Here is a 21,967-nt window from a genome sequence, read left to right on the forward strand (position 1 = left end):
CGAGGATGCGAACTTCGCCACTAACGCTCGTGGTTCAGCGCTCGAGCAGATGCAGCTTCTCGGTGACGTCCTTCCACTGATCCGCATCGGGCAGCGACGGCTTGGTCTTCGTGATGCTCGGCCAGTTCGGCGAGAGTTCTGCGTTGAGTGCGATGAAGGCTTGCTGATCGCCCGGCACGTCCTCTTCGGCATAAATGGCGTTCACCGGACACTCGGCCACGCAGACGGCGCAATCGATGCACTCGTCCGGGTCGATTGCCAGGAAGTTCGGGCCTTCGCGGAAGCAGTCCACGGGGCAAACGTCCACACAGTCGGTGAATTTACATTTGATGCAGCTTTCGGTGACAACGTGCGTCATGCCAACTCCAGAGTAGGGCGCGAAACGGCTTCGAACGGCCGTTAAAACGCGTATTGTAACGCAGCCCGCCGCGGCAGGGGCGAGAGCCAAAAGGCGGGCGGGGCAAGGCGTCCCGCCATCGCGCAATCCGCGGGAATACCATGGGTGACACCGCTTTGCGGTACGATGTTTGCTGTTCCCGTGCGCTGCCCAATGGCCCGTTGGCCGATCGGCAGTGTTCGCTGTTTTCTCGTGAGTGCTCCTTCCGGGGCCTGTCGTCATGATCATCACCTCGCTGCTCGATACCGATCTCTACAAGTTCACGATGATGCAGGTGGTGCTGCATCATTTTCCTGCCGCGCAGGTGGAGTACCGCTTCAAGTGCCGCACCGAAGGTGTCGACTTGACACCCTATGTCGAAGAGATTCGAGACGAGATCCGGTTGTTGTGCGGATTGCGCTTTACCGAGTCGGAATTGCGTTATCTCGGTGCGATGCGCTTCATCAAGAGCGATTTCGTCGACTTTCTCGACCTGTTCCATCTGAACGAGAAGTACATCACGGTGCAGCCTTCGCCGAAGGGCAACGGTGAGATCGACATCACGATTCGCGGCCCTTGGCTGCACACGATCCTGTTTGAGATCCCGGTGCTCGCGATTGTCAACGAAGTGTATTTCCGCAATACGCAGCGTACGCCGGCGTATCAGGAAGGCCGTCAACGGCTCCGCGACAAGATCTGCATGCTTGCCGAGCGCGTGGATTATCGCGAGTGCAAGATCGCCGATTACGGTACGCGCCGCCGCTTCTCGAAGGAGTGGCACGAGGAGGTGATTCTCACGTTGCGCGACGAACTGGGCGAGCAGTTCGCGGGCACGAGCAACGTGTATTACGCGTCGAAGCTCGCCCTTACGCCGCTCGGCACGATGGCGCATGAGTATCTCCAGGCGTGTCAGGCTCTCGGGCCCCGTCTGCGCGATTCGCAGATCTTCGGCTTCGAGACTTGGGCCAAGGAGTATCGTGGCGATCTGGGTATTGCACTCTCGGATGTGTACGGCATGTCTGCCTTCCTGCGCGACTTCGACATGTATTTCTGCAAGCTCTTCGACGGGGCGCGCCATGATTCGGGCGATCCGTTTGCGTGGGGCGAGCGGCTGCTGGAGCATTACGCGCAGAACCGCGTCGATGCGCATACCAAGACGATGATCTTCTCGGACGGTCTCGATATTCCGAAGGTCCTTCAGCTTTTCGAGCGGTTTCGCGATCGCTGCAAACTGGCGTTCGGTGTGGGAACGAACCTTACGAACGACCTTGGCTATCAACCGCTGCAGATCGTCATCAAGATGGTGCGCTGCAACGGCCAGCCGGTGGCGAAGCTGTCGGATTCGCCGGGCAAGAACATGTGCGACGACGACGCGTATCTGGCCTATCTGCGTCAGGTTTTCGAGATCGCGCCCGAACAGGCGGCCCATGCCTGACGCTGCGTAACTCGTTAATTCGTACTAACGGCCGTGTTGTCCGAACGCCGGGACAGACCATTCCGATAATGTGCGAACGCCCGTCGTGCCGGCTGGGGCAGCCGCTATAATTGCGCATCGCCCGCCGGACTTGCACCGGCGGCTTTGAGAGACGATCAGTGACGATGCCGGCGGCAGACCGCGCGTCGGCTTCACAAGGACAGCCCATGGATACCTCCGACGCCCGCAATCGCATCTTTGCCCGCATTCGTCATGCTCAGCATCGTCCCGATGTGGCGCGCACGAATGAGCAGGCTGCGGCCGAGGAATATCTGGCACGGCATCCGCAAGGGCCGCGTCCGGCACTGTCCGCCAATCTCATTGCCACGTTCATCGGCAAGGCGGAAGCGCTGTCGACCACGATCACGCGCGTGCCGGGCATGAGCGATGTGCCCGCCGCCGCCGCGACCTATCTACAGGCCAACGGTCTCACCATGCAGGCGGTAGCGTGGCCGACGTTGCGTGAGCTCGACTGGACGAAGGCGGGCTGCCACGTAGCATTCCGCAAGCCGCATGGCGACGATCTGGTAGGCATCACGGGGTGCTTCTGTGCCATTGCAGAGACCGGGGCGCTGATGATGATGTCCGGGCCGGAAACGTTTGCTTCGGCCACGTTGCTGCCCGAAACTCATATCGCCATCGTGCCTGCTTCGCGCATTGTCGCCGGCCACGAAGACGGTTTCGCCCTCATGCGCAGCGAGCGAGGTGAACTCTCGCGTGCGACCAATTTCATTGCCGGACCTTCGCGTACCGCCGATATTGAACAAACGCTGGTGCTGGGCGCTCATGGTCCCTACCGCGTTCATCTCATCATCGTCGACGGCGCCTGACGCGGGATGCAACCGCCACGCCTGGCGACGCCGGTCCGACACTGACAGTCGCCACCCGCCGCGCAGGCTTCGGTTCGCGGCGGCGCGCCATCCTTCGAGAATCAACTGAGGACTTTGGTCTTCGGTTTGCCGGGTAGTACGTAGATTTTGTATGGGAAATCTCCCAAGTTGATGTTGCTTGGGGCACTCGGCCGCTAACGTCGACTCGTAAGGAGTCGACCATCAATCAACAGGAACCATAAACAATGCTTAAGGGGATTTGGGGCGCCTTGGTTGCGGCGGGGCTGGCATTGGCGAGTCCTGCGGCGTTTGCTGCGGGACCGGACGGCGCACAACTCGTCGCCTGGTGGGGCGTACCGTTTGCAGGGCTGTTGCTCTCGATTGCGCTCGGGCCGTTGCTCGCGCCCGCGTTCTGGCATCACCACTTCGGCAAGATTGCGGCGTTCTGGGGCGCGGCGTTTCTGCTGCCCTTCGCGTTAGTGTTCGGCGTGGGCGCCGCATGGCATGGTGCGGTGCATGCCATGGTCGCGGAATTCATCCCTTTCGTCGTGCTGCTCACGGCGTTGTTCACGACGGCCGGCGGCATTTGCGTTCACGGCAAACTGCGAGGTGGCTCGTGGCTCAACACGGGGCTGCTGACGCTGGGTACGATGCTGGCGAGCATCATGGGGACGACGGGCGCGGCCATGCTGCTGATTCGTCCGCTCATCCGCGCGAACGACAACCGCAAGCACAACGTGCACGTTGTGGTGTTCTTCATCTTCCTCGTCGCGAATGCCGGGGGCTCGCTCACGCCGCTGGGCGATCCGCCGCTCTTCCTCGGCTTCCTGCAAGGGGTGGATTTCTTCTGGACGGCCGCTTACCTCTGGCCCGAGACGCTCTTCATCTGCGCTGTGCTGCTGGTGCTGTTCTTCGTGATCGACAGCTATTACTTCCGCCAGAAGGGCGAGTGTCAGATCGAAGCACAGGACCCGGCACCGCCTGTCGAGCCGCTGCGACTCGAGGGCAAGCGCAATTTCGTACTGCTCGCCGCCGCCGTGGGGCTGGTGCTGATGAGCGGGATCTGGAAGCCGGGCGTCGAGTTCGACGTCTTCGGGACGCCTGTCGCACTGCAAAACATCGCGCGTGACGTCGGATTGATCGTGGTGACGTTGATGTCGCTGGCGATAACACCGCGCACGGCGCGTGAAGGCAACGACTTCAACTGGGAGCCGATGAAGGAAGTCGCCAAGCTGTTCGCTGGCATCTTCCTGACGATTATTCCTGTGGTGGCCATTTTGCGCGCGGGCGAAGCCGGCGCACTCGGCTGGGTGATCCGTCTGGTGACTGGGCCGGGCGGTGCGCCGGACAATGTCATGTATTTCTGGGCAACGGGTTTGCTCTCGTCATTCCTTGACAATGCGCCGACGTATCTGGTGTTCTTCAATACAGCAGGCGGCGACGCCGCAACGCTAATGACTTCCGGGGCAGCCACGCTAGCAGCGATTTCGGCGGGGGCGGTGTTCATGGGCGCCAACACTTACATCGGTAACGCACCGAACTTCATGGTGAAGGCCATCGCTGAGCAACGCGGCGTTCGCATGCCGAGCTTCTTTGGTTATATGCTGTGGTCGGGCGTGATTCTGCTGCCGCTGTTCATCGTGACGACCCTGATATTCTTCTGAGCCGCGACATTGCCACGCGATCAACCCCTGCGAGACAACTGGTGAAACCGAAGATCCTGGTAGCCCGAGCTATTTTTCCCGATATCATCGAGCGTCTGGCGCAGTATTTCGATGTCGAGCGCAACGACACCGACACGGTGTACTCGCCCGACGAACTGCGCGCGCGTCTGGCCGATAAGGCCGGAGCTATCACCACGGCGAGTGAGCGCATCGATGCGGCGGTGCTCGCCGGTGCACCGCATCTGCGTGTGGTGGCCAATATGGCTGTGGGCTACAACAACTTCGATATCGACGCCATGACCGCCGCCGGCGTCATGGCGACGAACACCCCCGACGTTCTCAACGAGACGACAGCCGACTTTGGCTGGGCCTTGTTGATGGCGACGGCGCGTCGCGTGACCGAGTCGGAGCGCTGGCTGCGCGAAGGGCATTGGGATAAGTGGGCCTACGACATGTTCCTGGGGGCGGACGTGCATGGCAGCACGCTGGGCATCATCGGCATGGGCCGCATCGGACAGGCGATTGCGCGCCGTGCGATGGGGTTCAACATGCGCGTCGTGTATCACAATCGCTCGCGTCTCGACGCCATGACGGAAGCGGCCTGCAAGGCGAGCTACGTGGACAAGGACACACTGCTGCGCACGGCGGATCACGTCATTCTGGTGTTGCCGTACTCTGCCGCGACACATCACACGATTGGCGCGGCGGAGCTGGCCACCATGAAGCCGACGGCCACGCTGATCAATCTGGCGCGGGGTGGCATCGTCGACGACGTCGCACTCGCCGCAGCCCTTACGAACCGACAGATTGCGGCGGCGGGGCTCGATGTTTTCGAGGGGGAGCCGAAGGTGCATCTCGACTTGCTGAAGGTGTCGAATATCGTGCTGACACCGCATATCGCGAGCGCATCGGCGGCAACGCGTCGTGGTATGGCCAGTCTGGCGGCCGACAATCTCATTGCAGCGCTGGGATTCGGCGCGGCGGCGGGCAAACCACCGTGTCTGCTGAATCCGGCGGCACGCAAGTCGTAACGGCCACAGCGGTCGTCATGATCGTTATGGCCGATATGGCCACTATGGCACACGGTAAGTTCAGGAAGCAGGATCGGCAGGCGTCAACGGGAGTCGCAACGCGATGGTGGAGATGGTGTTGGTAGCGCTCGCAGCGCTGAATCTGTTGGTGATGATGGCGATTGCGGTGAAGGTCTGGCAACGCAATGGCGATACGTCGCTGCGCGAGACACTCGTTGGCTCGCTTACCCAGGTGCGGGACGACTTGCTGCAAGCGGCCGATCGCAGCGAGCGCGGTCTGCGTCAGGAGTTCGCGGAAATCGCGCGTGCCGGACGTGGCGAACAGAGCGCACAAATGGCGCAATTCCAGCAGACGCTGGCGGCGCAAATGACAAGCGTGGCCACGGTACAGAACAATCAGATCGATGGTTTTGCACAGCAACTGGCGAAGCTGACCGAGTCCAACGCGGCACAGCTCGAGGCAGTGCGTCAGAGTCTGGTGCTCAATGGCCAGCAGATGCGAGAGGAGCAGACGTCGGCGCTACGTCGCTTCGGCGAAGCTCAGCATCAACAACTCACGCAACTCGCCGAAGGTAACGAGCGGCGGCTGGGGGAAGTGCGCGCTACGCTCGAACAGAAGCTCAAGGACATCGAGGTCAACAACGCGGCCAAGCTCGAAGAGATGCGCCGCACGGTCGACGAGAAGCTGCATGCCACGCTGGAACAGCGGCTCGGCGAGTCGTTCAAGCTGGTCTCGGATCGTCTGGAGCAAGTGCATCGCGGTTTGGGCGAGATGCAGACGCTCGCCGCCGGTGTGGGCGATTTGAAGCGCGTGCTGACCAATGTGAAGACGCGAGGCATCTGGGGTGAAGTGCAGTTGCAGGCATTGCTCGAACAATTGCTGACGCCCGATCAGTTCGCCAAGAACGTGGCGACCAAACCGGGCAGTGCCGAGCGGGTGGAATTCGCGATTGCGCTGCCGGGACAGACCAGCGACAGCAACATACCGGTCTGGCTGCCCATCGACGCGAAGTTTCCGCGTGAGGACTACGAGCGTCTGCTCGATGCGCAGGAGCGCGCTGACCCGGTGGCTGTGGAAGAGGCATCGAAGGCGTTGGAGACCCGCATCCGTCTGGAAGCGAAGACCATCGCCGACAAGTATCTTGCCCCACCGCACACGACCGACTTTGCGCTGTTGTTCCTGCCGACGGAAGGGCTCTACGCCGAAGTGCTGAGGCGTCCGGGGCTCTCGGATCTGCTGCAACGCGAGTATCGCGTAACCGTGTCAGGTCCGACAACGTTGACCGCCTTACTCAACAGCCTGCAGATGGGCTTCCGTACACTTGCTATCGAACGTCGTTCCAGCGAAGTCTGGCAGGTGCTCGGAGCGGTGAAAACCGAATTCACCAAGTTCGGTGACGTACTCGCCAAGACCAAAGCGCAACTGGAGACGGTGACACGCTCCATCGACAAGGCGGAAGTGCGCACGCGCGCAATGGCGCGTCAGCTCAAGGCCGTGGAAGCGCTGCCCGGCGAGCAGGCCCTTGAACTGCTGGGTGCTGAGTTGGACAGCGACGACGAAGAGGCGTGAGCGGCAGGGCGCTCACGTCGGCGGCGGCCGAGGTGTTATTCACCGCCCTTGGCGAACCGGTCGAGCGCCTCGCCCGTCATGCGTACCACGCGCCAATCGGGCAACACCGTTGCGCCTTGCGACGCGTAGAAGTCGATAGCAGGCTGATTCCAGTTGAGTACCGTCCATTCGAAGCGTCCGCATTGCCGTTCTAGGGCAATGCGGGCGAGTTGGCGTAGCAATGCCTGCCCCACACCTTTGCCGCGCACGGATGGCTGTACGTAGACGTCTTCGAGATACAGACCGCGTCGACCGAGGAACGTCGAGAAGTTGTGGAAGTACAGTGCGTAGCCGACCACCTTGCCATCCCATTCCGCGATAAGGCACTCCGCCGCCGGGGCATTCCCGAACAACGCCTCGTGCACGCTGTCAGGCGTGGCTTCGAAGATATCGAGCAACTTCTCGTAGACGGCCAGTTCGCGCATCAGGCGGTAGATCGCGCCGACATCGTCGGCGGTGGCTGCACGCAGGATCAGGGACATGGGAGCAAAAGAATGAGAGGCGGGGGCTGTCTCCAGCGAAGTACGCCGAACGTCAGCCACCGCGGGTGCGAGAATCAGTATTCTTCTTCGGGGACGTCGCTCAGCGCGACTTCGATGCCGCCAAATCGTTCGGCCACCCAGTTGTAGGCGTGGCAAGCGATCCAGAGTAGCACGAAGCCGACGATGGCGTTGAGGATCAGCGCCGAAATGAACGCGAGGCCCGGCAGGTCGCCATAGCGGATGAATGCCGCCAGGAAGGCAAGCAGCACCAGCGGAATACTGAAAGTGAGATAGACCAGCACCAGCGCTTTGGCCGTCTGGCCGGGACTGATGTAGGTGATCTGTTTTTTCGTTGTCATTGACGTGTGTGCTTTTGGTTTGTTGCCGTCATCGTCGAAGCGCCAACGCCGGCGATATAGTGCTATTTCGTTGCTTCGTTTTCTTGGATATCGGGAGCGGTGTTCGCGCTAAACCAGTCCGTCGAACACAATGACGTCGACCAGTTCGCCTGCCGCCACATCGCCGCGTGCGGCGCCCAGCGTGACGAAGCAGTTGGCTTCGCTCATCGTGCGCAGAATGCCGGCGCTTTGGGCATTGGCGACCGTGACCTGCCAGCGGCCCTGTGCGTCGGCGGCGAGAATGCCGCGCAGGAAGTCGGTGCGGCCGGGACGCTTGGCAATGGCTGTTGTCGTTGGTACGGGCAAGCTCGGTGTGGCTTGCGGCTCGGCCCCCATCAGCGCGAACAGACCATCGCGAACCAGGTGATAGAACGACGCCATCACGGCTGCCGGATTACCCGGCAGTCCGAAGAGCAGTGCGCGTTGGCCGTCGCTCTCGAGTTCACCGAAAGCGAACGGGCGGCCCGGGCGCATCGCCATCTTCCAGAACACCACATTGCCAAGGCGCGTCATCATCTCGCGCGTGAAATCGGCTTCGCCGACAGAGACCCCACCTGACGTGATGACGGCATCGGCCTCGCGGCAAGCGGTGCGCAGCGTGTCCTCAATCGCCTGCGGATCGTCGCGCACCACGCCCAGATCGAGTACTTCGACACCCAGCCGTTGCAGCATGCCAAAGAGCGTGTAGCGGTTGCTGTCGTACAGATTGCCCGGTGCGAGTGGTTCGCCGACCGAGCGGAGTTCGTCGCCCGTCGAGAAGAACGCCACGCGAATGCGGCGGCGTACGGGCACTTCGGCAATCCCCAGCGACGCGAGCAGCCCGAGGGCCGCCGGGCGCAGACGTTTGCCGGCATGCAGCGCGGCATGGCCTGTGGCCAGATCTTCGCCGACATGGCGCACATGGCGGCCAGCGGTGACGGCATTGGCTGCAAAGGCGATGACTTCGGTGTCGCCTTCGCGCCGTACCTGTTCCTGAGGAATGACGGTGTCGCATCCGGCGGGCAACAGCGCACCGGTCATGATGCGCACGCACTCCCCCGGTGCGGCCACGCCATCGAACGGATGGCCGGCGAACGAGCGACCTGCCACGCGCAGGCGGACCTCACCACCGACGGCCAGCGCGCTGCCAGCGAAGGCATAACCATCCATGGCGGAATTTTCGAACGCGGGGACGTCGAGCGGCGAGATGACGTCGCGCCCGAGTACGCGGCCCAGTGCGCTGCGTACGGCAACCTGTTCGATGGCCGACACCGGACGCGCGGTGCGCACAATGATGGCGCGCGCCAATTCGACCGGCATGTCGTTGGGGTCGTAGGCCGGCAAGCCGGCCAAGGCTTCGTCTAGTGTTGTCATCGGTGTGGCGTCGTCATCCGGCACGTATCCGGCATGAATCCCGTAAAAGCGGTGGCGACGGATCTGGCCGCGTCGGTGCCTCGATTTGTCAGGGGGCGCGCGGCGTATCGGTATGGAGGTCGTCCAGCGTGTTGACATTGTAAAACGGACGCTCGTCGCCGAAGTGAACTTGTACGGCCTTGTGGCGTGCCAGCCACGCTCGCACACGATGCTCTCCGGCCGCCAGCGTGGCAGCCAGATCGTCTGCCAGTGAGCGATGCAAAAGGGCGAATACCGGATGCGGACCCTGCGCGGTGGCGGCATACGCGGCCAGTGACGGCGCGGCTGCACCGGAGCGCGACGTGCTTAGCGCGGCGGTTAGCCGTTCGCCGAGGTCCAGGGGAAGATAGGGGGCGTCGCACGGTGCGGTGAGAACGTAGTCCGTGTGCGCGGCCCGCAGTCCGGCCAGCATGCCGGCGAGCGGTCCCGCGAAGTCCCGCGTCTCGTCGCTGACGACCGCTGCGCCGAGGGCCGCATAGGCATCGCAATTCCGATTGGCGCTGATGAGTAACGTCCCGACCTGCGGTTGCAGCCGTTCGACGACATGCGCGGCAAGCGGCCGGCCGCCGAAAATCTGCAAACCCTTGTCACGCCCGCCCATGCGTTGCCCGCGTCCGCCCGCAAGAATCAGGCCGGTGATGGCATTACGAGGGGGCGGCGTGGCAGTCATGGATGTGGGTTCCCGCTCTGTGGGCGTGCGGTGATTTCCTAGGATCGGTTCAGCCCGATGACGCGGCCGTTTGCATCGAACCAGACGGCGCCGTCACCCAGCATCACGCCCTGATCGCGGGCGAACATCAACCGGGGTACCGCAGCGCCAATGGTGCGAACGTAACGGTCGGTGAAGATCTCGTTATAACGCGCGAGCAGCGACTTCGGGTTCCGAAGGATCAATGTCTTGCCGCGCAGCGACACGTGCAGCGGGTAACGGATCAATTGTGCGACGACATCGCGACGGTCGTCGAGCACGCCTTTGCGGAACTGTGTCGCCGCCCGGTTGACGGTTTCGTCGTCACTCACGCCGGCAATGCCATAGAGATGGCCTATCTTGCCGCTCTGGATGCTCGAGAGCGTCAGTTCGAACGGCACCGACCGGCCGGTGCGCAGATCCTTCCATTGACCGGAAATGGCCTCGCAGGCGGGGGACGCACCACGTTGGCGGTTGACGTCGTCGCTCGAGGAGAACTCGCCTTCGAACGTGGCGCGCGGCATGCCGCCTGCGTCAAATTCGGTCAGATGCAGGCGAGACTTGGCTTCCAATTTCCCCGTGAGATACGTATCGCTTTGCGACGAGGCGTTGGCATAGCGGCCTTCGAGCTTGCCGCCCGATGTGGGGCGCAACACCAGCCGTAACGGATTGCGCTCGCCAAGCTGACCGCTGTAGGTCATCAAATGGTTCGCAATGTCGCGATCGGATGGGTCGCAATCGGCAAGCGCCACCGATGGTGCAAAAGCGCTTAGCAGCAACGTCAGGGTGCTCAGACCTGTGACGATCAGACGCCGCGCCTGAAGACGCGCGCCAAGGTGTGACGTGCGTTGAGGGGCCAGCAGAGAGTCTCGAACGCGGTGAGCGTCCGGGGCAAGAGGAATCATGAGTCGAGAAGAAATTCGATAATTCGAAAGCGTGCGGATGAGCGAACGGGCAATGCCCTGGACGTTTATCCGCCGATGTAGGACATCTCCACTTTCGGTGGTGCGTCTTCGGGCAGGCCGGTGGCCGCCGTACGCAATGCTGAGTACCGGTCGGTGCGACCCCGCCAGATGTCGCCAATGACGGTCGATATCTGCGCGTCGCTCGCGCCGTTGCGCAGCAACGTGCGCAAGTCGTACCCGGCGCTGGCGAACAGACACAGGTACAACTTGCCTTCCGTAGACAGGCGTGCCCGGGAACAAGTGCCGCAAAAAGCGCGCGTGACCGACGAAATGACACCGACTTCGCCGCCACCATCGCGATATCGCCAGCGCTGTGCGGTCTCGCCGGGGTAATTCGGTTCGAGCGGCTCGACCGGCAGGGCTTCGTCGACTCGGGCGATGACGCTTGCCGACGGCAGTACGTCGTCCATGCGCCAGCCGTTCGACGTGCCTACATCCATGTACTCGATGAAACGCAACACCACGCCGCTGCCGTGAAAATGCCGCGCCATGGGCACGATTTCAGTGTCGTTGGTGCCGCGTTTGACGACCATATTGACTTTCACCGGACCGAGTCCGACGTGCTGCGCTTGCGCAATGCCTTCAAGCACGTTGGCGACCGGAAAGTCGACATCGTTCATTTGCCGGAAGATCGTATCGTCGAGGCTGTCCAGGCTGACGGTCACACGCGTGAGCCCCGCGTCCTTGAGCGATTGTGCCCGGCGTGCGAGCAACGACCCATTGGTCGTGAGCGTGATGTCGAGCGGTTTGCCCGACGGGGTGCGCAGGCGAGCCAGCATCTCGATCAGACGCTCGATGTGCTTGCGCAGCAGCGGTTCGCCTCCGGTCAGACGCAGCTTCTCGACACCATGGTCGACGAACAGGCGTGCGGCACGCTCGATTTCTTCGAAAGACAGCAGGGAAGATTGCGGAAGGAAGGTGTAGTCCTTGTCGAACACGTCCTTCGGCATGCAATACACACAGCGGAAGTTGCAACGATCGGTCACCGAGATGCGCAGGTCGTGCAGCGGCCGTGCCAGCGCATCTTCGAGATGGCCGGTGGCTGCGCACACTTGTGCGGGAACCTGCGGGGAGTGCGTCGCATACCGCGCGTCGCTACGCAGATCGGTGAGTCGGATGATCGTTTCAGTCATGGTGGGGCCTTAGCTTGCGTCCCCATTCTAACGAATTGGCTCGTTGGCCGCCGACGCCAGCCATTCAGACATTGGATATCGGTACCAAGGCGTTCATTGGGGACGTCAAGCCCGTACGACGTCACAAGATACGGGCAGGGCCGGGAAGGCACAAGTCGGGACAACGCGGAGTTGCGGGAAGAAAGGCGATCCCCACATCAGCAAAAAAGGAGGCCGAAGCCTCCTTTTCTGACGTGTCACATCACGCAGGGCGGCGCCTTGCCATGAGGCGCGAGCCGCCCGAACGTCATGCGCGGTACACGTTATGCCACATGATCCGACGAGGTGCGTGTTTCCACTTGCTCCATCGGGCCGCTGTTGACCGGCGTGGCCGGACGGCGCTCGCGCCGCACTTGCGGTGCCGGTGCGGTTTGCGCTGCGGCTTCCTTGGCGGCGCGGTGCTTGTCGGCGTCCGTGTGGACCCAGACCAGACCGGCGCTAGCCAGCGTCGACTCCAGTGCGCCGCGTTCTAGCGTCGGTGCGACAGCCACAGGGGCCGGTTGCTGCGTCACGACTTCCGTAGCCACCGCAGCGGCTTCCGGCGCGACCGGCACGGCGGCGGGGGCCGGCGTTTGCACCGGCTTCACCGTTTCGACCCTCTCGACCGGCGTGGCCGGTGCGGCGGCTTCGACAGGTGCCGTCGGTGAGTGGCTAACGTCTGCCGGGGCGTTGGCCATGGCCGCCGTGACGGCGATTTCGGTCAATGCTTCGGCAGGAACCGTGGGCTGAGCCGGGCTCGGCGTCGCGGCAGGAAGCGGTGCATTGACCGGCGGAACCACCGGTGCTGCGGCCACTTCTGCTGCGAGCAGCGGTGCTGCATTGACCGGGGCGATCGGTTCGGCGATCACATGGGCCGGGGCTTCCGGCATTACGGCCGGCGCCACTTCGCTCACGGTGACGACCGGTGCTACGGCAACCGGGGCTTCCGCTTGTTCGGCGTGAACCTGCACCGGGGCGGGCATCGGCTCGACTTGCACGGCAGGTACCGGCGTGGCCGCGATGCTCGCCGGGATTGCCGGTGCTGCGGCGCGGACTAGTGCCTCGGTCGCTGCGCTTTCGCTGGCTTCGTCGGTCAGTACCGGGGCGCGAACGCCTTCGATATCTTCAAACGTCGAGCCTTCGGCGTGTTCGCCGTCGGCATGCTGTTGCTGCTCGTTGGCTTCGCGCTCACGACGACCGCCACGACGGCCGCGACGACGGCTGCGACGACGCTCCTCACCGCCTTGCTCGCCTTCTTCGCCCGCCGAGACCGTTGCACCGTCTTCGATTTGCGCCGTCAGACGATCCTGCTCGAGGTCTTCATGCTCGGCGACGAGCGGTGCGGCAGCTTGTGCCACACGTTGCGGTGCCGCTTGCTGGCCATCCGCGTCTTCCGGCTGACGACGTTCGCGACGCTCGCTGCGGTCACGGCGGCTGCTGCGCTCGCGGCCTTCGCGCGACTCGCGGCCCTCTTCGGTGCGCACGTCCTGTGCCGGCTGACGCTGGGCATCGTCGCGCTCACGCTTGTCACGTCCTTCCTGACGCTCATTGCGGTCGCTACGTTCGCTACGTTCGTTGCGGTCGTTGCGGTCGGTGCGTTCACCGCGCTCTGCACGCTCCGGACGTGCACCGCGACCTTCACGGCCTTCGCGGCCCTCACGAGCCGGTTGACCCGCGTTGTCCTTGCCCGACTTGTTGTCGTCGCGGGCATTGCCACGACGATTGCGGTTTTGCTGATGCGGACGGTCATGACGCTCACGCGGCGGGCGTGCGGTCGGCTTGGCCGGCTCTTCGGCCTTGACCGGTGCCGGAGCGGCCGGCTCGAGACCCAGCAGGCGCTTGACGAAGCCGATGAAGCCACCGCTGCGTGCAGGAGCTGCGGCGGCCGGTGCCGTGGCAGCAACAGGTTCCGGGCGCGGTTGCGCGGCGGGGGCCGGTTGCTCGGGCGTAATGCCCTTGACGGCGGCTTCCTGACGCGGACGGACGTCTTCCTTCTTCTTGCTGTAACCCGCCGGATCGTCTTCCAGCGCACGCGCGGCTTCTTCGGCGAGCGCATAGCTAGCCCTCGGCGCATCCAGACGCGGATCGTCGAAGCGCAGGCGTTCGAGCTTGTAATGCGGCGTTTCGAGATGCTTGTTCGGGATCAGCAGCACGCCAACCTTGAAGCGTGCTTCGATCTTGTTGATTTCCTGACGCTTTTCGTTGAGCAGGAAAGCGGAGACCTCGACCGGCACCTGGCAGTGGATGGCTGCCGTGTGCTCCTTCATGGCCTCTTCCTGGATGATGCGCAGGACTTGCAGCGACGACGACTCGGCATCACGAATGTGGCCGGTGCCGTTGCAGCGCGGGCAGGTCACGTGCGTGCCTTCCGAGAGTGACGGACGCAGGCGCTGACGCGACAGTTCCATCAGGCCGAAACGCGAGATCTTGCCCATCTGGACGCGGGCACGGTCATGCTTGAGCGCGTCCTTCACCCGTTGTTCGACTTCACGCTGGCTTTTGGCAGACTCCATGTCGATGAAGTCGATCACGATCAGGCCGCCCAGGTCGCGCAGACGCAACTGGCGCGCGACTTCGTCGGCCGCTTCCAGATTGGTGCGAAGGGCTGTTTCCTCGATGTCGGCACCCTTGGTGGCGCGCGCCGAGTTGACGTCGATCGAGACCAGGGCTTCGGTGTGATCGATCACGATCGCGCCACCCGAGGGCAGTGGCACCTGACGCGAATATGCCGTTTCGATCTGATGTTCGATCTGGAAACGCGAGAACAGCGGCACATCGTCGCGATACTGCTTCACGCGGTTCAGGTGGTCGGGCATGACCACTTGCATGAAGTTGCGTGCCTGTTCGGCAATTTCTTCCGTATCGATGAGGATTTCACCGATGTCAGGCTGGAAGTAGTCGCGGATGGCGCGAATGACGAGGCTCGACTCGAGATAGATCAGCGCCGAGTCGCGCGGCAGTTCGATGTTGGCAGCGGCGCTTTCGACGGCGTGCCAGAGTTGCAGCAGATAGTTCAGATCCCACTGCAGTTCTTCAGCCGAGCGGCCGATGCCTGCGGTGCGGGCGATGATGCTCATGCCTTCCGGCAGTTCGAGCTGCGCCATCGTTTCGCGCAGTTCCTGACGGTCTTCGCCCTCGATGCGGCGCGATACGCCACCGCCACGCGGGTTGTTCGGCATCAGCACGAGGTAACGGCCGGCCAGCGAAATGAACGTGGTGAGGGCTGCGCCCTTGTTGCCACGCTCTTCCTTTTCGACCTGAACGATGAGTTCCTGGCCTTCGGAGAGGGCGTCCTGAATGCGCGCATTGCGCACGTCGGCACCTTCGCGGAAGTACGCGCGGGCGACTTCCTTGAACGGCAGGAAGCCGTGGCGGCCTTCACCGTAGTTGACGAAGCAGGCTTCGAGAGAGGGTTCGATACGGGTGATGACACCCTTGTAGATATTGCCTTTGCGTTGTTCGCGGCCGGCCGTCTCGATATCGATGTCGATGAGCTTCTGCCCATCGACAATTGCCACGCGCAGTTCTTCCTGCTGCGTGGCGTTGAACAACATGCGTTTCATGAAAACGACTCCCACCCGCCGCAGTTGCCAATGCGCAGTGCGTCGGGTACGTATCACTCGAGTTATCCAACACGCGAGGTTCGAGCCGGGAGTGGAAGAATTGCCGGGGGGTCCGGGCGATGAGGCCCACGGACGCAAAGGCGCCTGCGAATACGTTATCGCGCTCACCCGGAACCGCCGAGACACCGGAAAATTCCAGCCCAGCGCAGATCACTTCGGGCTTGCAGTCCTTACCAGGAGAAACTGGACGAGAAACTTCATCAGCATTTTCTCGGGGCGCCTGCCGACACTTATTCTTCTTGTGACGGCGCCTCACTATGACTTTGTGCGCGAACAATATTCACAAAGCGATCAGCTCGGGCAATGGAGCCCAGGCTGATCGCCAAAAAATTCTATAACCACCAACTCTATCCGCGTCCCGCGCGCTGCGACCGAAGCGGCCTATGGGCCCACTTCCTGCCGACGCTGCGTGACGTGCGTGCGCTCGCTGCTCCAGGGTCACCGGACGAGCAGCCTGCCCGGGGTGCAAGTAAAATACCGTTTTGGGGTAGGCACCGACAGAGGTGGGGATTTGGCATGATTCCCGCTACCGCCACCTCTGTTGGGCAAATTATATTCATAATGAATGAGTTAGGCAAAAGTCGGCAGAAAATGGTTTCGCCGGCACCCACGCCGCAGGTTCGGCTCGTCGAGGTTGACGACGGCTCGGCCGGCCAGCGAATCGATAATTTCCTCCTGCGCGAATGCAAAGGCGTCCCGAAAAGCCACGTTTATCGCATATTGCGTAGTGGTGAAGTGCGCGTAAATAAAGGGCGTATAGACGCTTCCTATCGACTTGTTCTTGGCGATATTGTCAGAATTCCGCCCGTTCGCGTGGCGGCGCCTGCCGCCGAGATCCCGATCCACGTTCCCGCCGCCACCTTCCCGGTGCTGTTCGAAGACGATTACCTGATGGCGATCGACAAGCCTGCCGGCGTTGCCGTGCATGGCGGCAGCGGGGTGTCGTTCGGTGTTATCGAGCAGTTGCGCCGGGCGTTATCGCATCTGAAGTTTCTCGAACTGGTACATCGTCTGGATCGTGAAACGTCCGGCATTCTGCTGCTCGCAAAAAAGCGGGCGGCGCTTGTCGGCATGCACGAGCAGATTCGCCACAACCGCATGGACAAGCGTTATCTGGCGTGTGTCACAGGCGAATGGCACGATCGCCAACGCGCGGTCAAAGCACCGCTGTATAAGTACGTGACGGCGGAAGGGGAGCGCCGCGTGCGCGTGCAGGAAGACGGTCAGGTCTCGCATACCGTATTTCGCATGGTGGAATCGTTGCCACCTTATACGTTACTCGAAGCGGAACTGAAAACGGGGCGGACCCATCAGATCCGAGTTCACCTGGCGCATTGCGGTACGCCGATTGTCGGCGACGACAAGTACGGCGACTTCACGCTGAACAAGACACTTGCCCGTCCCGGCGCCCGTCCCGGAATCAAACGGATGTTCCTGCATGCATGGCGGCTGAAGTTCACTCACCCCGTGTTGGACACGCCAATTGCGTTGCAAGCAGCGTTACCGCCAGAATGTGAGCAATTCCTGAATCAACTTCGAGGCGCTTCCGCCGATGCCAAGCCCTGAGTTTGACCTGGTCGTTTTCGACTGGGATGGGACGTTGATGGACTCGACCCCCACTATTACCCGTTGCATCCAGGCGGCTTGCCGCGATCTGGGGCTGCCCGTGCCGTCCGACGAGGTGGCAAGTCACGTGATTGGCCTCGGTCTGCGCGATGCGCTGCAAATGGCCGTGCCGTCTCTCGACCCGGCCCACTATCCGCGTTTGTCGGAGCGCTATCGCTTTCATTACCTGATAGGCGACAAGGAGACCGTGCTGTTTCCCGGCATTCGCGAACTGCTCGACGAATTGCGTTCGCGGGGACGTTTCCTCGCCGTGGCGACGGGCAAGTCGCGTGTCGGCCTGAATCGCGCGCTAGAGGCCGCGGGCCTGATGCGGATGTTCGACGCGACCCGTTGTGCCGATGAGACATTTTCGAAGCCGCATCCGGCGATGTTGCAGGAACTCACGCGTGAACTCGGTCAGGACCTTAGTCGCACGGTCATGATCGGTGACACCACGCACGATCTGCAAATGGCACGTAGCGCCGGAACGGCTGGCGTGGCCGTAGCCTACGGAGGTGCGCATCCACGCGAACAACTGGTGGCGCTGGAGCCTGCGTACTGTGCGGGGAGCGTGATCGAGCTGCGCGACTGGCTGCTGGAGCGCGTGTGAGCGAGCCCGTGCCGCTGCCGATTTGTCCGGGCTCCGTACTTGAGGACGGCGGTCGAGGCGTTCGTTTCGAGGTGCTCGTCGGCGGTCGCCGAACGCCTGCGTTCGTCGTTCGGTACGGCGGGCAGGTCTACGGCTACCTCAATCAGTGCGCGCATGTGCCGATGGAACTCGACTGGTCGGAGGGGCAGTTCTTCGAGACGTCCGGCTTATACTTGGTGTGTGCGACGCACGGCGCGACGTATGAACCCGATACTGGGCACTGCGTCGGCGGCCCGTGCCGTGGTGGCGCCTTGCAGCCCGTGCGTGTCGAAGAGCGGCCCGCCATGCCGGACGGGGGCGGCGATGTTCATACGACTGTTGTCTGGTGGCCCGACGCGTACATCGAGGCGCCGGAGCCCTCGGCGCCCTGACAGCGCCGCATCCTGACGCCGATCGCATCTTTCGCCTTTTACCCAAGTTCTCTGGATAACGTATGGCCGACTCCCTGCCGCCCGATTCGTCCCGCACCGAACCCGGTTTCCCGCCGCCAGGCGGACGCCCGCCGTCTGGTGGCGGTGCCGCGCGCGATCCCCATGAGGTGAAGCCGTGGGAGCGCGAAATGCTGGAAAAGGTGTTGATGGCCGGCATTCGCGAGCAACGCGCAGCACGTCGCTGGAAGATATTCTTCCGGTTGTCGCTGCTGGCGATCCTCGCGCTCATCGTCTGGTCGATCTTTGATTTCGATGGCGGCACGACCTCGGTCGGCGCAAGCTCAGGCAAGCACACGGCACTCGTGACACTGAGCGGCGAAATTTCGCCTGACGGTCAGGCGAGTGCCCAGAAAATCAACACGGCGCTCGAGTCGGCTTTCGAAGACTCGTCGGCCGCAGGGGTGATCCTGCGTATCAACAGTCCGGGCGGCAGCCCCGTTCAGGCCGGCATGATCTACGACGATATCGCGCGGCTGCGGGCGAAATACCCGAAGAAGCCGCTTTATGTCGTGGTCGAGGAGATTTGCGCCTCGGGCGGCTATTACGTCGCCGCGGCAGCCGACAAGATCTACGTCGACAAGGCGAGCATTGTTGGCTCCATTGGCGTGCTGATGGACGGTTTCGGCTTCACCGGGCTGATGGATAAGCTCGGGATCGAGCGACGCTTGCTGACGGCCGGTCGTAATAAAGGCATCCTCGATCCGTTCTCGCCGCAGAACGATCAGCAAAAGACGTATGCCCTCGACATGCTGGAGCAGGTTCATCAGCAGTTCATCGGTGCGGTAAAGAAGGGACGCGGCAATCGCCTGAAGGATGACCCGGACCTGTTCAGCGGCTTGTTCTGGACCGGTCAGCGTTCGATTGAGCTCGGGCTGGCGGACGGTCTCGGAACGGTCGATTCGGTCGCCCGCGACGTGCTTAAGGCCCCCGATCTCGTCGACTACACCGTCAAGGAGAACCTGCCCGAACGCGTGGCGCGGCGCTTCGGTGCGGCCGTCGGCACAGCGGCCATGAAAACGATGATGATGGGCTCGGCCCTGTCGTTGAAGTAACACCGGGGGCGTGCGAAAAGACAAAACCCCACGGAAAGTCAGATTTCCGTGGGGTTTGTGATTTTGGCGCGAGATGTTGGGCGCTACTGGCCCAAAAACAGAAAAATCGCAGGCCGTTTGTGCAGGTCGACGCTCGTTTGAGGCCATCCCTTGATCCGATGGGTCACGATCTGCTCGGCCTCTTGCGTGACGTCGACGGCTACGCAAAGCAGGGTGGAGGCGTCACAACTCTGCAGCAGGGCGTCGAGCATGGCCTTGTTGCGATAGGGCGTCTCGATGAATATCTGCGTCTGTTTTTCCTTGCGCGAGCGCTGTTCGAGTTCGCGTAGCCGCTTGGCACGCTCGGCGGGGTCCGTCGGCAAATAGCCGTGGAACGCGAAGCTCTGCCCGTTCAGGCCGCTGGCCATCAACGCGAGAAGAATCGAACTCGGCCCGACGAACGGCACCACCAGCACGCCTTTCTCGTGCGCGCGCCGCACCAGCAACGCACCGGGGTCCGCCACGGCCGGACAACCCGCTTCGGACACAAGGCCGCCATCTTTGCCGGCGAGAATCGGTGCGAGGAGGGCATCAATGGCCGCCTCCGGCGTATTGACGTTCAACTCGCGGATATCGATTTCCTGAATCGGCGTGCTCACGCCGGCCAGCTTCAGGAATGCCCGCGTGCTCTTGGCTTGTTCGCCGACGAAATACTTCAGGCCGGCGGTGACCGCACGAACCTCTTCGGGAAGCACTGCCGGCAGACCGCCGCGGGTGTTCGCCCCCAGCGTATTCGGGATCAGATACAGGGTGCCGCTCATGCCGGCGCTCCCGTCGTGCCGGGGCCGGGCAGCGAGATGCCGGCGTGCATCAGCAGGGTCGTCAACGCGATCAGCGGCAAGCCGATGAGGGCGGTCGGATCGTCGTTTTCGATGGTTTCGAGCAGCATGATGCCGAGTCCTTCGGACTTGGCGCTGCCGGCGCAGTCGTACGGTGTTTCGGCGCGAAGGTAGGCGGCGAGTACATCGTCGGGCAGGTTGCGGAATTTCACCCGTGTCACGACGTCGGTGGCTTGGCTCTGGCCGCTGCGGGCGTCATATACGCATAGGGCCGAGTGAAACTCGACCACCTTGCCGCGCATGTCGCGCAACTGTGCCATGGCGTTCTCGAAATTGCCGGGTTTGCCGATCTGCCGGCCTTCGAAGGTGGCTACCTGGTCCGAGCCGATGACGACGGCACCCGGTTGGCGGACAGCGACAGCCTCGGCCTTCTGGCGAGCCAGACGCAGCGAGGTGTCATGCGGCGTTTCGCCAGGGGCGGGGGTTTCGTCGATGTCCGGGACGTCGACCGAAAACGGCAGGCGCAGGCGCTCGAGCAGTTCACGGCGATAGCGCGATCCGGAAGCCAGGATCAGCGGTGGCAGGGGCTGTGCGGTCATCGGGTTTAAGTGTTTGACGAGAAACGAAAAACTATTTAGAATTCACGGCTTTTGCAATCTGGCGCTCGGTCCCGCCAGTCTGCGCGATATCGGTTCGAACGCCCGGAAATGGCGTCAGATCAAGGCGCTGCGGGTGGCAGGGGACGTTAATGCGCTCAGATGCGCCAAGGCAAGGATGAGCGTGATGAACGAATATATCGTCGATCTGTTCGAATTCGCGCGTACCGGCCGAGTGGCGGAAGGTGACGTGCAACTTGCGGCGTTGCCGCGCATGGTAACCGAAGTGCCTGCCGAAGTCTCGGCGTCGGGGCGTGCAGACGGTGTATTTCACTGGCGTGCCGAAGGTGCCGAAAAACAGGTGCTGCGCGCGGATGGGAAGCCCAAGGTGGCCCAATTCCTGACGCTCTCGGTGCAGGGCCCAATGTGGCTCGAGTGCCAGCGGTGCCTCACGCCGTACCAGGAGCCGCTCGATTCGGAAACGACTTTCGAGGTTGTGCGCGATGAGGCTGCGGCGGAAGGTCGCCCCCTCGACGAAGACGAACTCGAGGCGCTGGTGGGTTCCAAACATTTCGATTTGCGTGAGCTGATCGAAGAAGAATTGTTGTTGGCTTTGCCGATCGTGCCGAAACATGAGGTTTGTCCGAGTGTGCACGAGAGCCTGGCCACGGGTGAGGATGGATTGGCTGAGCCGGTCCCGGAGCCCGAAGAAGAGGATAAGCCGTCTCCGTTCGCGGCGCTGGCAGCGCTCAAACGCTCGCCGGACAAGGGCGGAAAGTAATGTGCGGCCGGGTTTCCGGCTCACCAAAGTACATGTTTGCGTTAGTCGCACAGGTCGGGCCGACAGGCCGACACCGTAGGGCGGCGCTCGAACTGTGTTAAAATTTCGCGATATTTTGAGGAGTTATCATGGCCGTTCAACAGAACAAGAAGTCGCCGTCGAAGCGCGGCATGCACCGTTCGCACGATTTCCTGACCGCACCGGCAACCGCCGTCGAGCAGACGTCGGGTGAAACGCATCTGCGTCACCACATCACGCCGAACGGTTTCTACCGTGGTCGCAAGGTCATCAAGACCAAGAACGACTAAACTCGGCCCCTCAAGGCGAAACGCGCCCATCATGGCGCTGTTTG

The 21,967-nt window shown here is 62.5% G+C and carries 21 protein-coding genes; 11 read left to right on the forward strand and 10 right to left on the reverse strand.

The window, feature by feature from the left end:
- Window positions 1-34 precede the first annotated feature (34 nt).
- Window positions 35-358 (reverse strand): ferredoxin FdxA, encoded by a 324-nt coding sequence (gene fdxA, locus PHO31112_RS09800; RefSeq protein ID WP_010805257.1) that lies wholly within the window; start codon window positions 356-358, stop codon window positions 35-37.
- Between the two features lie 259 nt (window positions 359-617).
- Here fdxA and pncB point away from each other — a divergent pair, with 259 nt between their 5' ends.
- The 5 genes from pncB (at window position 618) to PHO31112_RS09825 (ending at window position 6,945) form a co-directional block, all read left to right on the forward strand.
- Window positions 618-1,811: a nicotinate phosphoribosyltransferase gene (gene pncB / locus PHO31112_RS09805; protein WP_150620334.1), complete on the forward strand. Its 1,194-nt coding sequence runs from the start codon at window positions 618-620 to the stop codon at window positions 1,809-1,811.
- A 206-nt stretch (window positions 1,812-2,017) separates the two neighbouring features.
- Complete coding sequence (locus tag PHO31112_RS09810; protein ID WP_150620335.1) at window positions 2,018-2,680, forward strand: LutC/YkgG family protein; 663 nt, start codon at window positions 2,018-2,020, stop codon at window positions 2,678-2,680.
- A 245-nt stretch (window positions 2,681-2,925) separates the two neighbouring features.
- Window positions 2,926-4,344, forward strand: coding sequence for a sodium:proton antiporter (locus PHO31112_RS09815; protein ID WP_150620336.1), 1,419 nt, complete (start codon window positions 2,926-2,928; stop codon window positions 4,342-4,344).
- A 38-nt stretch (window positions 4,345-4,382) separates the two neighbouring features.
- Entirely contained in the window at window positions 4,383-5,375 is a 993-nt protein-coding gene (locus PHO31112_RS09820) for a 2-hydroxyacid dehydrogenase (protein ID WP_150620384.1), read from the forward strand.
- A gap of 103 nt (window positions 5,376-5,478) precedes the next feature.
- Window positions 5,479-6,945: a DNA recombination protein RmuC gene (locus PHO31112_RS09825; protein ID WP_174995655.1), complete on the forward strand. Its 1,467-nt coding sequence runs from the start codon at window positions 5,479-5,481 to the stop codon at window positions 6,943-6,945.
- Window positions 6,946-6,980: 35 nt separating this feature from the next.
- On the opposite strand, the gene PHO31112_RS09830 is transcribed toward PHO31112_RS09825, so the two are convergent.
- The 7 genes from PHO31112_RS09830 to PHO31112_RS09860 all read right to left on the reverse strand — a co-directional run bounded on the left by PHO31112_RS09830 (window position 6,981) and on the right by PHO31112_RS09860 (window position 15,623).
- The gene (locus PHO31112_RS09830) at window positions 6,981-7,466 is read right to left on the reverse strand and encodes a GNAT family N-acetyltransferase (protein WP_150620337.1); all 486 of its coding nucleotides are present in this window, start codon (window positions 7,464-7,466) and stop codon (window positions 6,981-6,983) included.
- A 74-nt stretch (window positions 7,467-7,540) separates the two neighbouring features.
- On the reverse strand, window positions 7,541-7,825 hold the full coding sequence (locus tag PHO31112_RS09835; RefSeq protein ID WP_010805250.1) for a hypothetical protein: 285 nt from the start codon (window positions 7,823-7,825) through the stop codon (window positions 7,541-7,543).
- Between the two features lie 108 nt (window positions 7,826-7,933).
- Entirely contained in the window at window positions 7,934-9,217 is a 1,284-nt protein-coding gene (moeA, locus tag PHO31112_RS09840) for a molybdopterin molybdotransferase MoeA (RefSeq protein ID WP_150620338.1), read from the reverse strand.
- Window positions 9,218-9,305: 88 nt separating this feature from the next.
- On the reverse strand, window positions 9,306-9,926 hold the full coding sequence (gene mobA, locus PHO31112_RS09845) for a molybdenum cofactor guanylyltransferase MobA (protein WP_150620339.1): 621 nt from the start codon (window positions 9,924-9,926) through the stop codon (window positions 9,306-9,308).
- Between the two features lie 38 nt (window positions 9,927-9,964).
- Complete coding sequence (locus tag PHO31112_RS09850) at window positions 9,965-10,849, reverse strand: hypothetical protein (protein ID WP_150620340.1); 885 nt, start codon at window positions 10,847-10,849, stop codon at window positions 9,965-9,967.
- A gap of 65 nt (window positions 10,850-10,914) precedes the next feature.
- Complete coding sequence (gene moaA / locus PHO31112_RS09855; protein WP_150620341.1) at window positions 10,915-12,042, reverse strand: GTP 3',8-cyclase MoaA; 1,128 nt, start codon at window positions 12,040-12,042, stop codon at window positions 10,915-10,917.
- 302 nt (window positions 12,043-12,344) lie between these two features.
- Window positions 12,345-15,623: an Rne/Rng family ribonuclease gene (locus PHO31112_RS09860; RefSeq protein ID WP_150620342.1), complete on the reverse strand. Its 3,279-nt coding sequence runs from the start codon at window positions 15,621-15,623 to the stop codon at window positions 12,345-12,347.
- Between the two features lie 621 nt (window positions 15,624-16,244).
- On the opposite strand from PHO31112_RS09860, the gene PHO31112_RS09865 reads away from it, so the two are divergent.
- The 4 genes from PHO31112_RS09865 to PHO31112_RS09880 all read left to right on the forward strand — a co-directional run bounded on the left by PHO31112_RS09865 (window position 16,245) and on the right by PHO31112_RS09880 (window position 19,420).
- The gene (locus tag PHO31112_RS09865) at window positions 16,245-17,249 is read left to right on the forward strand and encodes an RluA family pseudouridine synthase (protein ID WP_150620386.1); all 1,005 of its coding nucleotides are present in this window, start codon (window positions 16,245-16,247) and stop codon (window positions 17,247-17,249) included.
- On the forward strand, window positions 17,236-17,898 hold the full coding sequence (locus tag PHO31112_RS09870; RefSeq protein WP_010805243.1) for an HAD family hydrolase: 663 nt from the start codon (window positions 17,236-17,238) through the stop codon (window positions 17,896-17,898). Before PHO31112_RS09865 ends, PHO31112_RS09870 begins: the two co-directional genes overlap by 14 nt.
- On the forward strand, window positions 17,895-18,308 hold the full coding sequence (locus PHO31112_RS09875) for a Rieske (2Fe-2S) protein (RefSeq protein WP_150620343.1): 414 nt from the start codon (window positions 17,895-17,897) through the stop codon (window positions 18,306-18,308). The genes PHO31112_RS09870 and PHO31112_RS09875 overlap by 4 nt, the downstream gene beginning before the upstream one ends.
- A gap of 62 nt (window positions 18,309-18,370) precedes the next feature.
- Window positions 18,371-19,420, forward strand: a complete 1,050-nt coding sequence (locus tag PHO31112_RS09880; protein WP_150620344.1) for a S49 family peptidase — start codon at window positions 18,371-18,373, stop codon at window positions 19,418-19,420.
- 83 nt (window positions 19,421-19,503) lie between these two features.
- On the opposite strand, the gene PHO31112_RS09885 is transcribed toward PHO31112_RS09880, so the two are convergent.
- Both PHO31112_RS09885 and PHO31112_RS09890 read right to left on the reverse strand, forming a co-directional pair.
- Window positions 19,504-20,220 carry an SAM-dependent methyltransferase gene (locus PHO31112_RS09885; RefSeq protein WP_150620345.1) on the reverse strand — a complete coding sequence of 239 codons (717 nt, stop codon included), beginning with the start codon at window positions 20,218-20,220 and terminating at the stop codon, window positions 19,504-19,506.
- Window positions 20,217-20,837 carry a Maf-like protein gene (locus PHO31112_RS09890; RefSeq protein ID WP_150620346.1) on the reverse strand — a complete coding sequence of 207 codons (621 nt, stop codon included), beginning with the start codon at window positions 20,835-20,837 and terminating at the stop codon, window positions 20,217-20,219. The genes PHO31112_RS09885 and PHO31112_RS09890 overlap by 4 nt, the downstream gene beginning before the upstream one ends.
- A 175-nt stretch (window positions 20,838-21,012) precedes the next feature.
- Here PHO31112_RS09890 and PHO31112_RS09895 point away from each other — a divergent pair, with 175 nt between their 5' ends.
- Window positions 21,013-21,615 carry a YceD family protein gene (locus PHO31112_RS09895; RefSeq protein ID WP_150620347.1) on the forward strand — a complete coding sequence of 201 codons (603 nt, stop codon included), beginning with the start codon at window positions 21,013-21,015 and terminating at the stop codon, window positions 21,613-21,615.
- A gap of 128 nt (window positions 21,616-21,743) precedes the next feature.
- On the forward strand, window positions 21,744-21,923 hold the full coding sequence (rpmF, locus tag PHO31112_RS09900; protein WP_010805237.1) for a 50S ribosomal protein L32: 180 nt from the start codon (window positions 21,744-21,746) through the stop codon (window positions 21,921-21,923).
- Window positions 21,924-21,967: the final 44 nt, after the last annotated feature.

Origin of the sequence: Pandoraea horticolens (assembly GCF_902459555.1) — a bacterium.
Taxonomy (GTDB): domain Bacteria; phylum Pseudomonadota; class Gammaproteobacteria; order Burkholderiales; family Burkholderiaceae; genus Pandoraea; species Pandoraea horticolens.

Coding starts and splice junctions, on each gene's coding strand:
- fdxA (WP_010805257.1), bottom strand. CDS start 358: ATGACGCACGTTGTCACCGAAAGCTGCATCAAATGTAAATTCACCGAC.
- pncB (WP_150620334.1), top strand. CDS start 618: ATGATCATCACCTCGCTGCTCGATACCGATCTCTACAAGTTCACGATG.
- PHO31112_RS09810 (WP_150620335.1), top strand. CDS start 2,018: ATGGATACCTCCGACGCCCGCAATCGCATCTTTGCCCGCATTCGTCAT.
- PHO31112_RS09815 (WP_150620336.1), top strand. CDS start 2,926: ATGCTTAAGGGGATTTGGGGCGCCTTGGTTGCGGCGGGGCTGGCATTG.
- PHO31112_RS09825 (WP_174995655.1), top strand. CDS start 5,479: ATGGTGGAGATGGTGTTGGTAGCGCTCGCAGCGCTGAATCTGTTGGTG.
- PHO31112_RS09830 (WP_150620337.1), bottom strand. CDS start 7,466: ATGTCCCTGATCCTGCGTGCAGCCACCGCCGACGATGTCGGCGCGATC.
- PHO31112_RS09835 (WP_010805250.1), bottom strand. CDS start 7,825: ATGACAACGAAAAAACAGATCACCTACATCAGTCCCGGCCAGACGGCC.
- moeA (WP_150620338.1), bottom strand. CDS start 9,217: ATGACAACACTAGACGAAGCCTTGGCCGGCTTGCCGGCCTACGACCCC.
- mobA (WP_150620339.1), bottom strand. CDS start 9,926: ATGACTGCCACGCCGCCCCCTCGTAATGCCATCACCGGCCTGATTCTT.
- PHO31112_RS09850 (WP_150620340.1), bottom strand. CDS start 10,849: ATGATTCCTCTTGCCCCGGACGCTCACCGCGTTCGAGACTCTCTGCTG.
- moaA (WP_150620341.1), bottom strand. CDS start 12,042: ATGACTGAAACGATCATCCGACTCACCGATCTGCGTAGCGACGCGCGG.
- PHO31112_RS09860 (WP_150620342.1), bottom strand. CDS start 15,623: ATGAAACGCATGTTGTTCAACGCCACGCAGCAGGAAGAACTGCGCGTG.
- PHO31112_RS09865 (WP_150620386.1), top strand. CDS start 16,245: ATGAATGAGTTAGGCAAAAGTCGGCAGAAAATGGTTTCGCCGGCACCC.
- PHO31112_RS09870 (WP_010805243.1), top strand. CDS start 17,236: ATGCCAAGCCCTGAGTTTGACCTGGTCGTTTTCGACTGGGATGGGACG.
- PHO31112_RS09880 (WP_150620344.1), top strand. CDS start 18,371: ATGGCCGACTCCCTGCCGCCCGATTCGTCCCGCACCGAACCCGGTTTC.
- PHO31112_RS09885 (WP_150620345.1), bottom strand. CDS start 20,220: ATGAGCGGCACCCTGTATCTGATCCCGAATACGCTGGGGGCGAACACC.
- PHO31112_RS09890 (WP_150620346.1), bottom strand. CDS start 20,837: ATGACCGCACAGCCCCTGCCACCGCTGATCCTGGCTTCCGGATCGCGC.
- PHO31112_RS09895 (WP_150620347.1), top strand. CDS start 21,013: ATGAGCGTGATGAACGAATATATCGTCGATCTGTTCGAATTCGCGCGT.
- rpmF (WP_010805237.1), top strand. CDS start 21,744: ATGGCCGTTCAACAGAACAAGAAGTCGCCGTCGAAGCGCGGCATGCAC.